This window comes from Chitinophaga sp. YR627 (genome assembly GCF_900114995.1).
Lineage (GTDB): Bacteria > Bacteroidota > Bacteroidia > Chitinophagales > Chitinophagaceae > Chitinophaga.
Window position 1 is genome coordinate 789,586 of sequence record NZ_FOUX01000006.1, and the last position, 13,706, is coordinate 803,291.

Consider the following 13,706-nt stretch of genomic DNA (forward strand, 5'->3'; position numbering starts at 1 on the left):
CCAGCCCGTGAAACTGGACATATATTATTTGTCCGGAATAGCGCAAAGGAAATTTGGTACACAGAATAGCCTAAATTACGATGCTGAACAATCTGTGTAACCCAATTTCCTTTGTATATGAAAAAATGCATGACCTGGTTCATGGTCACGACCCTGGTGACCCTCGCCGTTTCCTGTAAAAAGGATGCTGCGCAGCCGGAACGATCTTCAGACACTAAAGAAGCAGCTACAGAGGCATTACCTGCCCATTTCAAAGTAGCTTATTATGCCTTTGATGCTACCCCTAATCAGCTGCCGCTGACACAGTTTGCCAATGATGCTAATGTAGTTGTCCTTTTCGAAGGTACTGCCTGGGAGATGGCTGATTCTGCGCATTATGGCAGTCCGAACGCCTATATCCTGAATGTCAATCCCAACTACCATTCTTACAAAGCCATCAAAGACCATGTGAAGGTCTTACAGCAACGTGGTGTAAAGGTCCTGATGAACGTTGATGACGCACCTTCCTGGAATACGACCACACCATTCACCACTTACAACGGACAGGGACTGAACTATCAGCAGTTTGCCTCCTTTGTAAAGACCTGTATCGTTGACTCTCTGCATTTTGATGGTATCGCACTGGATGTGGAACACCTGGGCAGTACAGCCGCCAATACCAATTTTACGAACCTGGTTAAACAGTTTGGGACTTATTTCGGTCCGCTGTCATCTAATAGTGCCAATACCGTGTATACTGCCGCTATTTACAGTGGTGCGCAGGCGGGGTATGCCATCGGTCAGACGCCTTCAGTTGCCCAATACCTGAACTTCGTGGAAGACATGGGTTATTTTCAGAACAATACGACCCGCTTTAACCGTTGGGCCAATTCTATTGGTTCTGCCAAAACAATGATCGGTGTTTCCAAACAATATAATACGCTCAGCAACGCTACAGCTGCCGCTTCCTGGTTGCCTTCCAGTGGCAATAAGGCCGGTATCATGGTGTTTGCCGGGAACGTAGATTCTGCCTATACGAATACCATATTCAGGGCATTGAATTAAAGATGTCAGCCAGCTTTAGAATCAGAGAGCCATCTTTCCCAGAGAGAGGTGGCTTTTCTATTTTCATTCCGCAGCGAACAGGGGCAGGGTAAATCCGAATGTACTTCCTTCTCCCAGCGTACTATCCACCCATATCTGTCCTCCCTGTGCCTCAATAAACTCCCGGGAGATGGACAGGCCTAATCCTGTACCTACTTTTTCCGGCGTACCGGGTACTTTGAAATACCTGTCGAAGATCCTGGAGAGGTACTTTTCTTCGATCCCCCGGCCATGATCTGCTACGGAAAACGCAACGCTGTTATTACGGACAGTTGTGGTCAGTTCTATCTCGCCATCTTCCGGCGAATACTTCACGGCATTGGTGAGGAAGTTCGTCAGTACCCAGGCTGTTTTCTCCGGATCTGTCATGATCTTATGTGCATGGGTGTTGTTGTGAATGCGTATGGCGATATTCTTTTGCTGTGCCAGTGCGCTGACGGTATTGGTGGCATTATCGATAATGATATCCGGGAATACAGGTTCTATCTTCAATTGTATATGGCCCGTTTCCACCTGACTGATATTCAGCAGTTCACTGGTGATCTTCAACAGCCGGTTGGCATCATCTGTAATACTCCTTACCAGTTCTTCCTGTTCTCTGTTGACTTCTCCCACCCGGGTGTCAGTCAGCAGCTGTGCACTCATTTTAATAGAGGCGATCGGTGTTTTCAGTTCATGTGAGATAGTAGCGATGAAGTTGGTTTTCGCTTCATTCAGTTCATGGAAGGGGGTGATATTCCGTAGTACGATCACCTGACCGATCACCTTTTCATTATTGGTGACATTGCGTATATCGAGGTGGAAATAGCTTTCTTTCTGGTCGGCAAAGATCTTCAGTTCTTTCGCCGGACTATCCGTTTTCAGCAGACTGCGCATCAGGTCATTGTTGACAGCGATATCGGGGGCATATTGTCCCATGATCTCTACTTCGCGGAGTCCGAGTAGTTTCTCTGCGACTTTATTCAGGAAGAGCAGGTGCCTGTTTTCATCCAGTCCGATGATACCATCATTCATCTGGTTGATGATGGTGTCAATACGGCTTTTCTCAAATTTTATCTTCGCCAGATTACTATGCTCGTATTCATCGAGTTTTTCGGCCATACTGTTAAATGCCTGGGCCAGTTCGCCGAATTCATCATGTTGTGAGATACGGATCCTTTTAGAATAGTCTTTGTTCACGATCGCCTTTATACCATCAGAAAGGGCTTTTACCGGCTCACTGATAATACCGGGGAAGTTGACGGCCAGTGTAAATGCGATCAGTGCCAGGAAGCCAAAGATGATCATGGTGAAATTACTAAAGCGTCTTGCGTTGCTTTCAGCGAGTGAGTTTTTACGAAAGATCGCCTGTTGGTTGGCGGTATTGATCTGGTATATTTTCCGGCGGATAATACTTTGCAGGGAATCATTATCGGGATCGTGCCTGAGCTGTTCGAAGATATTCCTGACGGCGGCAGTCGCTGCTGCTTCTCCCTGTTCGGTGATATTGGCTTCCTGTTTTACCAGGTTGTCGTTGAACTCACGTAATACCGCTGAATCAAAAGGTACGCGATCCATCAGGGACAGCATATTGTTGCTGTACACGAGGGTTTCGTAGTTGTCTTCCAATATCAGGCGCGCGTCCTTTTTCAGCTGGTGTATGGAGTAGATACCCAGGATACCGGAGATAAGAATTGCGATAAATAAGAATCCGATGCCTATACTTAATTTCGTCTTGAGGCGCATGTCAGGAAAGAATTATGATGTCAATGTCCGATTCTGACAGCTTACCTAACAGCTGGGAGAAAACGGCTGTATTCAGCAGCATCCCCATTACATTCAAATGAGGTTTGCCGAGGCAGATCGTAGTGACCTTTTTTTCGTCGGCGGTCTGCATAATACTTTTAGCAATATTACTGTTTTTTACCTTTATGACTTCTCCACCCAGCTCCATTGCGAGTTTGAAGTTATTGATCAGGTGACGTTGTTCTGCCAGACCGATCTTGTCGCCATCTTCTTTGGGTGTCTGTACATAGAGCACATACCATTTGGACTGATAGTAAGCGGCCAGTCTGGCGGTTTTACGAATGACCTTTTTAGCGATCACATGATTGCTGCTGACGCAGGCCAGGAAACGTTCATTCCGGGGATGTGCGGTGCGGGGGAGGGAAGATTCGATCTTACGTTCTACCTGGGTGGCCACTTCCTTGAGGGCCAGTTCCCTGAGCTGTAGTATTCTCTCCGGCTGAAAGAAGTTTTTCATGGCAACGGCGATCTTGTCCGCGGTATAGATCTTACCTTCTTTGAGCCGGGTGACCAGTTCGTCTGCCGTCAGGTCGATGTTCACCACTTCGTCCGCCTGTTGCAGTACGAGGTCGGGAATACGTTCGGCCACATCTACACCGGTAATATTCTTTACTTCATCCTGCAGGCCTTCGATATGCTGGATATTGACGGCGCTGATGACATTGATGCCGGCTTCCAGTATTTCCATCACATCCTGCCAGCGTTTCTCATTTTTACTGCCTTCGATATTGGTATGGGCCAGTTCATCGATAACGACTACTTCCGGGTGCAGGTTCAGGACCGCCTGCATATCGAGTTCTTCCAGCGCTTTGCCTTTGTAGAACAGTTCCCTGCGGGGAATGATGGGCAGTCCGTCGAGGAGGGCATGTGTTTCCGCACGGTTGTGTGTTTCTATATAGGCGATCTTGATATCGACGCCATTGCGTAGCAATGTCCTGGCCTCCTGCAGCATGCGGTAGGTCTTGCCTACACCGGCGCTCATTCCGATGTATATTTTAAACTTTCCTCTTCTGGACTGACGGATCAGGTCGAGGAAGTGCTGGGCGTTATTGTCTTTGTCGCTCATTTGCTGTAGTGTTCAAAAAACTCACTTTCCGTCCAGGCCCAGGCTGTTCTTCTCATGAGGAGAAGCGTCCCGATGCTTGGTACGGAAGAAGTGAGATCAATCATGTAAGAAGATCAGTAAGCGCCTGCTGCTAACAGCAGCCCTTCTTTTTCTTCTTCTTTTTGCACGGCAGGAGGCGTAAAAAGCATTGCCGTACAGAGGCAGTTCTGGCACCCTTTCTTTTGCAGGATATTAAAGTTAACACAACTCTTGCATCCTTTCCAGAATTCAGGGTCCCTGGTTATTTCATTAAAGGTGACTGGTAAAAAACCTAATTTGCTGTTCATGCGCATAATGGCCAGTCCACTTGTAATGCTGAATAGTTTTGCCTCCGGATATTTTTCACGTGACAACTGGAATATTCTCCTTTTGATACGGGAGGCGATTCCCTGTCCGCGGAATGTCGGATTAACGATCATACCTGAGTTGGATACAAATGCGCCGTTGCTCCAGCTCTCTATGTAGGAGAAGCCCACCCAGATCTTATTTACGGTCAGTGCGATAACGGCTTTCCCTTCTCTTATCTTTTTCATAATAGCGGATACGGAACGTTTGCTGATACCGGTACCCCTTGCTTTGGCGGATGCTTCCATTTCAGCCGTGATCATAGCGGCATATTTACAGTCGGAGAGCACCGCCTTTCTGACTATTACTCTATCGTTGTCCATTTCGGGTTCGTTTATTTTAATGTATCGAGTGCGATATTGAGTTTGAGTACGTTTACTTTTGCAGGACCTGCCATTCCCAGCCATGGGCCGCGGATATGATCAGATACGAGTGCCATCACTTTATTTTCTGAAAGATGACGTGCAGCTGCGACGCGTTTTATCTGTATCATCGCAGCAGCAGGAGAGATGTCCGGATCAAGCCCACTACCTGAAGCTGTTACCAGTTCGGCAGGGATGTCTTCCCTGTTGATACCAGGGTTATGTATCAGGAAGGTATCGATACGTTCCTGTACCAGTTTTTGATAGTCCGGATTGGAAGCTGCTTTGTTGGAACCTGCGGAGCTGGCTGCGTTGTAATCAACGGCAGAGGGACGGCCGTTGAAGTATTTATCATCAGTGAATTTCTGTCCGACGTTTTCGTAGCCAACTACTTTCCCATTTACAGAGATTGTTTTCCCCTTTCCCTGTCCCGGTGCTGCTTTGGATACGGCAGCGATCAGGGCTGGATACAGTACTGCGAGTACAAGTATCATAAAAATGGTGAGTTTTACAGATGGCCAGATATACTTTTTCATGGTAATTGTTTTGAACTTATTTTACATAAACAGAGACAGGAACAGGTCGATGATCTTGATACCGATAAAGGGTATGAGTACCCCGCCAAAACCATAGATCAGGAGGTTCCTGCGTAATAAGGCGCTTGCACCAATAGGTTTGTATGCGACGCCTTTGAGTGCCAGTGGGATCAATGCAGGAATAATGATAGCATTGAAGATCACGGCAGAAAGAATAGCGCTCTCCGGAGAAGCAAGGTGCATGATATTCAGACCCTGCAATGCTGGAATAGCGGTTACAAAGAGAGCTGGTACGATGGCAAAGTATTTTGCCACGTCGTTTGCGATAGAAAAGGTGGTGAGTGTACCGCGGGTCATCAGTAACTGTTTACCGATTTCCACGATCTCAATGAGTTTGGTAGGGTCATTATCCAGATCCACCATGTTGCCGGCTTCTTTTGCTGCCTGCGTACCGCTGTTCATGGCGACGCCTACGTCTGCCTGGGCCAGCGCAGGTGCGTCATTGGTACCATCACCCATCATGGCTACCAGTTTACCACCTTCCTGTTCTTTACGGATATAGATCATTTTATCCTCTGGCTTAGCCTCTGCGATAAAGTCGTCTACACCTGCCTTTTCAGCGATATATTTTGCGGTCAGTGGGTTATCACCCGTCACCATTACTGTTTTTACACCCATACGGCGCAGGCGTTCGAAACGCTCACGGATACCTGGTTTAATGATATCCTGTAATTCGATCACACCAATAACCTGTTCGTTACGGCTTACCACCAGTGGCGTACCACCATTGGAAGAGATCTCTTTTACTTTCTCTTCCATTGCCTGTGGGAATGGATGGCCTGCTTTACCGACGATGTTACGGATAGCATCAAAGGCGCCTTTACGGATACGCACGCCATCGAGGTTGATACCACTGCTACGGGTCTCTGCGGTGAATTCGATGAAGGTAGCATCCTCACTATTCAGCTGACTGGCTTTGATACCTTTTTCAGCTGCCAGTTCGATGATGGATTTACCTTCAGGTGTTTCATCCGCCAGGGATGCCAGTGCACAGGCTTCGAAGAATTCTTTCTTGCCTATCTCATAAGCTGGCCAGAAGTGCGTGGCTTTACGGTTACCGATGGTGATGGTACCTGTTTTGTCCAGCAGGAGGGTATCAATATCACCAGCTGTTTCTACCGCTTTACCACTCTTCGTGATAACATTGGCTCTCAGTGCGCGGTCCATTCCCGCGATACCGATCGCACTGAGCAGTCCGCCGATTGTTGTAGGTATTAAGCACACGAATAATGAAACAAATGCTGCGATGGTGATCGGCGTGTTGGCATAGTCACCAAAGGGCTTTAAGGTCACACAAACGATGGTGAAGACCAGCGTGAAACTTGCCAGCAGGATGGTCAGGGCAATTTCGTTAGGCGTCTTCTGGCGACTGGCGCCTTCTACCAGTGCGATCATTTTGTCCAGGAAGCTTTCGCCCGGGTCAGTAGTTACACGTACTTTGATGCGATCGCTCAATACTTTCGTACCACCGGTTACAGAGGATTTGTCACCACCTGATTCCCGGATCACAGGAGCAGATTCCCCGGTGATGGCAGATTCATCGATCGTAGCAAGACCCTGGATGATCTCTCCATCCATCGGGATCATATCACCAGCTTCGCAGACAAAGAAATCACCTTTACGGAGCTGTGAAGAAGGAACGATCTTGATCTCGTTGGTATATATTTCACCTATTGCCATTACTTTTTTGGCAGGTGTTTCTTCTCTTGTTTTACGCAGACTTTCAGCCTGTGCCTTACCTCTTGCTTCTGCGATCGCTTCAGCGAAATTGGCAAAAAGAAGGGTCAGCAGCAGGATGATAAATACTGCGAGATTGTATCCAAAGGAACCTTGCTTTGTATCGCCGGTAAAAGCGGTATATAGTGTAACGGCCAGCATGATAGCGGTACCTATCTCTACGGTGAACATCACCGGATTACGAAACATGATCTTCGGAGACAGTTTCATGAAGGCCTGCTTCAGGGCGCCGCTTACGAGGGCCGGTTCGAAGAGTTTAGTTTTATGATTATTTTCAGACATGATAATTCAAAGTTTTACGAAACAGGGTTTTCACAGGATAGGCACTTTCAATCTCAATAGTGCTATAGGATAATAACTGAGGGCGTCAGTAGGACTGGAAATATTCTGCGATAGGACCCAGGGTCAGTGCAGGAAAGAATGCCAGTGCCGCAACGATCATGATGACTGCATAGGTCATGATACCGAATGTGGTGGTGTCTGTCTGCAGGGTACCCGCGGATTCAGGGATATATTTCTTTTTAGCCAGGATACCTGCGATGGCGACAGGTCCTATGATAGGGATAAACCGGCCAAGTATCATAACTATACCCGTTGAAATATTCCAGAAGATATTGTTGTCTGCTAAACCTTCAAAGCCGGAGCCGTTGTTGGCAGAGGAAGAAGTATATTCATACAGCATCTCGGAGAATCCGTGATTGGATGGATTGTTGAACCAGTTAGCCGGTTGAACGGACCATGCCATCTGTGGATGATGTGCTGCAAAGTAGGCGGACAATGCCGTACCCACCAGGATCAGGAAGGGATGGAACAAGGCGATGATCGCCGCAATTTTCATTTCCCTGGCTTCTACCTTACGTCCCATGAATTCAGGCGTACGTCCGACCATCAGTCCGGAGATAAACACCGCAATGATCAGGAAGATAAAGTAGTTCAGTAATCCCACACCTTTACCCCCATAGAAACAGTTGGTCATCATACCCAGCATCTGCATGGCGCCTGAAAGCGGCATGGAGCTATCGTGCATAGAGTTGACCGAACCGGTAGAGATGATGGTAGTCATTACCTGCCAGTAGGCAGATGCGGGCACACCGATACGCACCTCTTTACCTTCCATGGCGGTAATGTCTTTCAGCCCCAGGTGATGCAGTAAAGGATTACCGCTTATTTCCGAGATCATGTTTGGTATCATGAGCGTCAGCATACCAGCTGTCATGACGCCAAAGATGACATAGCCCAGTTTTTTTCTGCGGATGAAGAAGCCGAATGCGAAGATCAGGGCCATTGGCAGGATCACCTGTGCAACGATCTCAACGACGTTGGTGAAGTAGTTCGGATTTTCCAGTGGGTGTGCTGAGTTGGTGCCGAACCATCCACCGCCGTTGGTACCGAGGTGTTTGATGGCGATCATACCGGCCGCAGGACCTCTCGATACCTGTACAGAGTCGCCCTGTAACGTAACGATACTGTCTTTGCCGTCAAAGCTGGCAGGCGTACCGTTAAAGGCGAGAATGACCGCCATAATGATACTGAGCGGTAACAGTATACGTGTGATCGTTTTGGTGAAGAATACGAAGAAGTTACCCAGTTTCTCGGTGGTCTTCTCTGCAAAAGCCCTGAAGAGTACTGCTACTGCGGCAACGCCGGTAGCTGCGGATACGAATTGCAGGAAGGTGATGACGATCAGCTGGGAAAGATAGGTAACGCCGGTTTCTCCGGAGTAGTGCTGCAGGTTACAGTTTACGAGGAAACTGATCGCTGTATTGAAAGCCAGGTCCGGTGTCATATCCGGGTTACCATCCGGATTGAGTGGGAGATGAGACTGGAATAACAGGATAAAGAAGGCATATATGAGCCATACCAGGTTAATGGATAACAGGGCGGCCATGTGTTGCTTCCAGTTCATCTCTTTATGAGGATCTATACCGCAGATACGGTATATAAAACGCTCTACGGGAGTCAGGAAGTCTGTGATAGTGCGTTCCCCCTGGAAAACTTTTGCAATATATTTTCCGAGCGGGAATGCGATCACGAGTGTTAGTATAAAGGTGAGGATGACACCTATTATTTCGCTGTTCATTTATTAAAACGGTTTGAGATCAGAATTTTTCAGGTTTCAGGAGAACATACACCAGGTATATAAAAACCAGGATGGATATAATCAGCAATAATGTCATCATAAATATTCATTTATATGTTTTCGAAGAAATCCAGTGATTTATAAAAGAGATAAAAGCAGACCAGCATAATGAGCAGGTAGATTGCGATCAACATAGTAACTGTGTTTTTATTGATAGTAATTAATTAAACGCCTGGTTTTAATACCTGCTGGATGTAGAGGGAGAAGAGTACAGCGGGCATTACACGCTGTATTTCCAGCCATTCCTGGCGACTGCAGGACATCCTGAAACTGGAGAAAGAGAAAATGAATACATTTTCAACGGCTGTTTTCACCAGCTGGTTACCGCGGTTGTAGATCTTTTCGGCCAGCAGCATACAAAGTTGTACCTGACGCAGCTGGTGTTGTTGTAACATCTTCGCCGTATAGTTAGCCAATACTTTTACAGAGAGATATGCACTTCCGAATACAGGGGCACGTACAATTTCCTTTTGTATTTCTGGTATTTCATCCGCTATCTGAGCGGCGGCTTCATATTGGTTCATAAAAATTGATTTACGTCCCTTATAAGGCGAATGGCATGCCCGATCCTGGAAATGGGCCTGTTTAATCCTGTATGTTGTTTGTTGTCAATGTTTTATGAAATATGGTATGCGTTTTTTGGGAGGCATGCCAGCTTAAAAACCCTCTCATTTTGAGAGAGCGGTTTATCAATTTGGGGGAGGCTGATTTTCGTCCCTTCACTTGTCCGGTTGACAGTTCAATTTGTCTGAACTACCCGTTTCTACTTCTCTTTCTTTCCGTTTTGGCGTCCATTTGTACTGTAATTAATTGTAACACTCACAATATTAAATAGCATGAATATGAGACTAGTTAGCGTGTTTTTTTTCAGCGTAGCACTTATTGGAATGTTTATCGCAATGGTAGCTTTCTCTGATCTGCGCAATGAAAAGGTCATCAAGCATTTGCAGACGACGACGGACAGCAGGGGATTTGCTGTGGTAGAACTTTTTACTTCAGAGGGATGCTCCAGTTGTCCGCCGGCGGATGAACTGATGGGGAAGATCGAAAAAGGCAATAAAAATGAAAGCATTTATATACTGGCGTATCATGTTGACTACTGGGACAGACAGGGTTGGAAAGATAAATTCAGTGACCATGCGTATTCACAGCGACAGGAGGCTTATGCCAACTGGCTGAATCTGTCCGGTGTCTATACACCACAGCTGGTAGTTAATGGTACCAATGAATATATAGGTTCTGACGAGCATTCTGTAGTAGGCGGTATTGCAGATGCACTTAACCAGAAATCAGCAACGACACTGACGCTGCATAGCGTAAAAGATGGTGGCAAACTGACCATCAGTCATGAAGAAACAGAGGTGAAGAAAAATACAAAGCTGTTACTGGCGCTGGTACAGAAAGATGGTGAAAGTAATGTAAGAGCAGGTGAAAATGCGGGTAGAAAATTATCTCATGTACAGATCGTAAGGGCTTTAAAGGAAGTACCTGCAGGCGATAAAAAAGAGGTAACACTGGAGCTGCCAGCTGATTTTGCTACAAATGGATGGGAGCTGATCGGCTTTTTACAGAACAGCAGTAATGGACATATCATCGCCGCAACAAAAGTTGATTTTCAGACAAATAACTAATTATTCAATACAACGTAACGAACAAAAATTCTGATATATGGAAACGAACAACACAACAACAGCAACAGTATTTACTCCCGTAGAAAAGGTATTATATACAGGCAGAACCCATACGACAGGCGGCAGGGATGGCGTATCCCGCAGCGATGACGGTAAACTGGATATTCAGCTGACCTCTCCAGGTTTCCCTGGTTTTGGTACGAATCCGGAACAGTTGTTTGCCGCTGGCTGGTCCGCCTGTTTTATCGGTGCGATGAGACTGGCTGCCGGGCAACAGCATATGAGATTGCCGGAAGGCAGTTATGTGGATGCGGAAGTGGACCTGGGTTCCAATACCAATGGTTTCCAGTTACAGGCCCGTTTGAAGATACACCTGCCAGGTCTGGATACAGAAACGGCTCAGTTACTGGTAGATACAGCCCATAAGACTTGTCCATATTCCAAAATGTCCAGGGGTAATATCGATGTGAACATCAGCCTGGTCTGAATCGTAGGTTAGAATGGTGTGCGGGTGATAAGCCGGCATGTACCCTGGTGCTGTGAATCGGTGACTCCTGCCTTTGGGCGGGAGTCTTTTCTTTTATATTATAATGTCATTATGACCTTACTTTTCCGTCATTTCTTCGATGTTTCTTCGCTCTAAAGCGGCTAAACATGCTGGTAATACTGGAAAAGTAACGGCATAATGACGGTGTAATACGGAGATCCAGTGGGTTTCAGCCGAATGGTTATTGCTGCTGATTGAGTCCGTATTCTTCTATCTTACGATAGAGAGTCGCCAGACCGATATTCAGCAGGCGGGCGGCCTCTGTTTTATTGTTTTTAGTATGATGTAAAACCCTGATAATGTGTAATTTTTCGACACTGGCGAGATCGAAGGCGGAGAGTGGTGTACTGGCTTTATCTGCTATCTGAAGGTCCAGCGGAAGGTGTTCGACTGCCAGGTCATCACCACCGGCCATAATAACCGCCCTTTCCAGCACGTTTTTAAGTTCGCGGATATTCCCCTTCCATTCATGCAGCTGGAGCTTTTCGATAAAGGCAGGGGTAACTTTCTGCTTGCGCTGATTGATTTTCGCAGAGAAAATTCCCACAAAATACTCTACCAGCTGCGGAATATCTTTCTTACGTTCCCGCAGGGGAGGGAGGGTGATGGCGAATACGTTGAGACGGTAATACAGATCTTCCCGGAAATGGCCCTTTTGAGACTCTTCCTTGAGGTCGCGGTTAGTGGCCGCAATAATCCTCACATTCACCTTTGTGGGCTTTGTATCGCCTACTTTGATGAATTCGCCGGTTTCCAGTACCCGCAGTAGTTTACTCTGGAGGTCCAGGGGCATTTCCCCGATCTCGTCGAGGAAAATGGTGCCGGTATTGGCCTCTTCTATCAGCCCTTTTTTATCGCGGTTAGCATTGGTAAAAGCGCCTGCTTTATAGCCAAACAACTCACTTTCCAGTAACTCACGACTGAACGCACTGCAGTTCAGGGCGACAAACGGCTTGCCATTGCGTTTACTGTTGTTATGGATGGCCTGGGCAAATACTTCCTTACCGGTACCCGTTTCGCCCAGTAATAACACGGTCGTATCAGCCGGGGCTACTTTACTGGCCTGTTCTATGGCTTCCCGGATAGGGCGGGATGTACCCAGGATGGTGTCAAAGCTGTATTTTTTACCGACCTGGCTTTCCAGTTTTTCGATACGTTTCTGCAGCTGTACCTTTTCCAAAGCCCTGTTAAGTAACGGAATAATACGGTTATTGTCGTCTCCTTTGGTGAGGTAGTCAAAAGCACCGTTTTTGATCGCCTGCACGCCATCGGGTATGTTCCCGTATGCGGTGAGCAGTATGATCTCTATGGACGGATATTTCTCCTTGATCGTTCGGGCATAGTCTACACCACTGCCATCGGGTAGTTTTACGTCACAGAGTACGACGTCTATTTCTTCTTTTTCGATTATTTTCTGGGCACTTTTGATATTACCGGCTTCGAGTACGTTAAAACCTTCCAGTGCGATAATCCTTTTCGTCAGACTGCGCAGTTTCTCTTCATCATCTATTATAAGGACAGTTCCGGGCATAAAATTATTTGGCTGCAAATTACATATTCTTTGGAATCTTGATAGGGGAACTGTTGGCTTTGGTAATATGACTGGGAAATATGCGGATAAATATTGATCTTGTTTCCCAATCCCTATCATTATGAGAATTTTGTTATTTGTATTATTCTTATCTGCATGCTGTAATATAAAAGAAGAACAGCTGATCATTCCTGCTCATTCGAAGAAGGTAGTTGCCCGATTGATGGATAGCCTGGGAACGGTAACATTATATATACCTGAGCGATTTGATACTTCATTTACCTGGATACATTGGTCTGATAACTCGCCATCTGATCTTACGAAATGCCGTTTTCAGTCTAAAAAGGATGTGATTTTTAAAGAGAGCGGTTTTTTCTACGAAATGCGGGAGGATTCTGTAGATCAATTGACGATATCGTATCCTGCGCACTTAAGTGAAATAAAAGATGGACATACTGCATGGATACGTCAAATGAATGAACAATTCCGGATATTCTCCGCTACCGAAGGAAGAAAGGCAGATGAGATATTGATTGATACGTCCTTTACAGTACGTGACAGATTGTTTTCAGTGACAGGCACCCGTTTTTATGCTCGCGCTATTAAACGCACACTCTATGAGTTAAATGCAGTGACAGCGGTAAGAGGATTACCAATAAAGTTTGAATTTAAAATCATTCAACAAGGAGAATATTTAATATCTGAAAAATTCGTTTCCGACGCAATCGATGTTATCAAAACTATCGGATTTTCGACACATATTTAGCCTCAAAAGTCAATCAGGTTACTCACGCCTACCGGCCTACTTTTCTGCCAATCTCTGCTACAAAAGAATTAAAAATTA

13 protein-coding genes are annotated in these 13,706 nt (G+C 46.2%); 4 read left to right on the forward strand and 9 right to left on the reverse strand.

The window, feature by feature from the left end:
• Window positions 1-117 precede the first annotated feature (117 nt).
• Window positions 118-1,044, forward strand: coding sequence for an EndoS/ChiA family endoglycosidase (locus tag BMZ72_RS32215; protein ID WP_143087843.1), 927 nt, complete (start codon window positions 118-120; stop codon window positions 1,042-1,044).
• A 63-nt stretch (window positions 1,045-1,107) separates the two neighbouring features.
• Here BMZ72_RS32215 and BMZ72_RS32220 read toward each other — a convergent pair whose 3' ends face one another.
• From BMZ72_RS32220 to BMZ72_RS32255, 8 genes are all read right to left on the reverse strand, one after another.
• A complete protein-coding gene (locus BMZ72_RS32220; protein ID WP_089814901.1) occupies window positions 1,108-2,808 on the reverse strand; it encodes a HAMP domain-containing sensor histidine kinase in 1,701 nt (566 codons plus the stop codon).
• A 1-nt stretch (window position 2,809) separates the two neighbouring features.
• Window positions 2,810-3,934: a sensor protein KdpD gene (locus tag BMZ72_RS32225; RefSeq protein WP_089814904.1), complete on the reverse strand. Its 1,125-nt coding sequence runs from the start codon at window positions 3,932-3,934 to the stop codon at window positions 2,810-2,812.
• A gap of 113 nt (window positions 3,935-4,047) precedes the next feature.
• Window positions 4,048-4,641, reverse strand: coding sequence for a GNAT family N-acetyltransferase (locus tag BMZ72_RS32230; RefSeq protein ID WP_089814906.1), 594 nt, complete (start codon window positions 4,639-4,641; stop codon window positions 4,048-4,050).
• A gap of 11 nt (window positions 4,642-4,652) precedes the next feature.
• Window positions 4,653-5,216: a K(+)-transporting ATPase subunit C gene (locus tag BMZ72_RS32235; RefSeq protein ID WP_089814908.1), complete on the reverse strand. Its 564-nt coding sequence runs from the start codon at window positions 5,214-5,216 to the stop codon at window positions 4,653-4,655.
• Window positions 5,217-5,237: 21 nt separating this feature from the next.
• Complete coding sequence (gene kdpB, locus BMZ72_RS32240) at window positions 5,238-7,295, reverse strand: potassium-transporting ATPase subunit KdpB (RefSeq protein WP_089814910.1); 2,058 nt, start codon at window positions 7,293-7,295, stop codon at window positions 5,238-5,240.
• Window positions 7,296-7,380: 85 nt separating this feature from the next.
• Window positions 7,381-9,093, reverse strand: coding sequence for a potassium-transporting ATPase subunit KdpA (kdpA, locus tag BMZ72_RS32245; RefSeq protein WP_089814912.1), 1,713 nt, complete (start codon window positions 9,091-9,093; stop codon window positions 7,381-7,383).
• A 19-nt stretch (window positions 9,094-9,112) separates the two neighbouring features.
• Window positions 9,113-9,193, reverse strand: coding sequence for a K(+)-transporting ATPase subunit F (gene kdpF / locus BMZ72_RS37245; protein ID WP_044219073.1), 81 nt, complete (start codon window positions 9,191-9,193; stop codon window positions 9,113-9,115).
• 124 nt (window positions 9,194-9,317) lie between these two features.
• A complete protein-coding gene (locus tag BMZ72_RS32255; protein WP_089814914.1) occupies window positions 9,318-9,677 on the reverse strand; it encodes a DUF7674 family protein in 360 nt (119 codons plus the stop codon).
• A 318-nt stretch (window positions 9,678-9,995) separates the two neighbouring features.
• On the opposite strand from BMZ72_RS32255, the gene BMZ72_RS32260 reads away from it, so the two are divergent.
• Both BMZ72_RS32260 and BMZ72_RS32265 read left to right on the forward strand, forming a co-directional pair.
• The gene (locus BMZ72_RS32260) at window positions 9,996-10,784 is read left to right on the forward strand and encodes a DUF1223 domain-containing protein (protein ID WP_089814995.1); all 789 of its coding nucleotides are present in this window, start codon (window positions 9,996-9,998) and stop codon (window positions 10,782-10,784) included.
• A gap of 37 nt (window positions 10,785-10,821) precedes the next feature.
• Window positions 10,822-11,271, forward strand: a complete 450-nt coding sequence (locus BMZ72_RS32265; protein WP_089814917.1) for an organic hydroperoxide resistance protein — start codon at window positions 10,822-10,824, stop codon at window positions 11,269-11,271.
• A 241-nt stretch (window positions 11,272-11,512) separates the two neighbouring features.
• On the opposite strand, the gene BMZ72_RS32270 is transcribed toward BMZ72_RS32265, so the two are convergent.
• Window positions 11,513-12,862 (reverse strand): sigma-54-dependent transcriptional regulator, encoded by a 1,350-nt coding sequence (locus BMZ72_RS32270; protein ID WP_089814919.1) that lies wholly within the window; start codon window positions 12,860-12,862, stop codon window positions 11,513-11,515.
• 121 nt (window positions 12,863-12,983) lie between these two features.
• Between BMZ72_RS32270 and BMZ72_RS32275 the strand changes: the two genes are divergently transcribed.
• The gene (locus BMZ72_RS32275; protein ID WP_089814921.1) at window positions 12,984-13,628 is read left to right on the forward strand and encodes a hypothetical protein; all 645 of its coding nucleotides are present in this window, start codon (window positions 12,984-12,986) and stop codon (window positions 13,626-13,628) included.
• The last annotated feature ends 78 nt before the right edge of the window (window positions 13,629-13,706 follow it).

What these genes read in the sequence shown, in the direction of transcription:
- BMZ72_RS32215 (WP_143087843.1), top strand. Translation starts at nt 118, where the DNA reads ATGAAAAAATGCATGACCTGGTTCATGGTCACGACCCTGGTGACCCTC.
- BMZ72_RS32220 (WP_089814901.1), bottom strand. Translation starts at nt 2,808, where the DNA reads ATGCGCCTCAAGACGAAATTAAGTATAGGCATCGGATTCTTATTTATC.
- BMZ72_RS32225 (WP_089814904.1), bottom strand. Translation starts at nt 3,934, where the DNA reads ATGAGCGACAAAGACAATAACGCCCAGCACTTCCTCGACCTGATCCGT.
- BMZ72_RS32230 (WP_089814906.1), bottom strand. Translation starts at nt 4,641, where the DNA reads ATGGACAACGATAGAGTAATAGTCAGAAAGGCGGTGCTCTCCGACTGT.
- BMZ72_RS32235 (WP_089814908.1), bottom strand. Translation starts at nt 5,216, where the DNA reads ATGAAAAAGTATATCTGGCCATCTGTAAAACTCACCATTTTTATGATA.
- kdpB (WP_089814910.1), bottom strand. Translation starts at nt 7,295, where the DNA reads ATGTCTGAAAATAATCATAAAACTAAACTCTTCGAACCGGCCCTCGTA.
- kdpA (WP_089814912.1), bottom strand. Translation starts at nt 9,093, where the DNA reads ATGAACAGCGAAATAATAGGTGTCATCCTCACCTTTATACTAACACTC.
- kdpF (WP_044219073.1), bottom strand. Translation starts at nt 9,193, where the DNA reads ATGATGACATTATTGCTGATTATATCCATCCTGGTTTTTATATACCTG.
- BMZ72_RS32255 (WP_089814914.1), bottom strand. Translation starts at nt 9,677, where the DNA reads ATGAACCAATATGAAGCCGCCGCTCAGATAGCGGATGAAATACCAGAA.
- BMZ72_RS32260 (WP_089814995.1), top strand. Translation starts at nt 9,996, where the DNA reads ATGAGACTAGTTAGCGTGTTTTTTTTCAGCGTAGCACTTATTGGAATG.
- BMZ72_RS32265 (WP_089814917.1), top strand. Translation starts at nt 10,822, where the DNA reads ATGGAAACGAACAACACAACAACAGCAACAGTATTTACTCCCGTAGAA.
- BMZ72_RS32270 (WP_089814919.1), bottom strand. Translation starts at nt 12,862, where the DNA reads ATGCCCGGAACTGTCCTTATAATAGATGATGAAGAGAAACTGCGCAGT.
- BMZ72_RS32275 (WP_089814921.1), top strand. Translation starts at nt 12,984, where the DNA reads ATGAGAATTTTGTTATTTGTATTATTCTTATCTGCATGCTGTAATATA.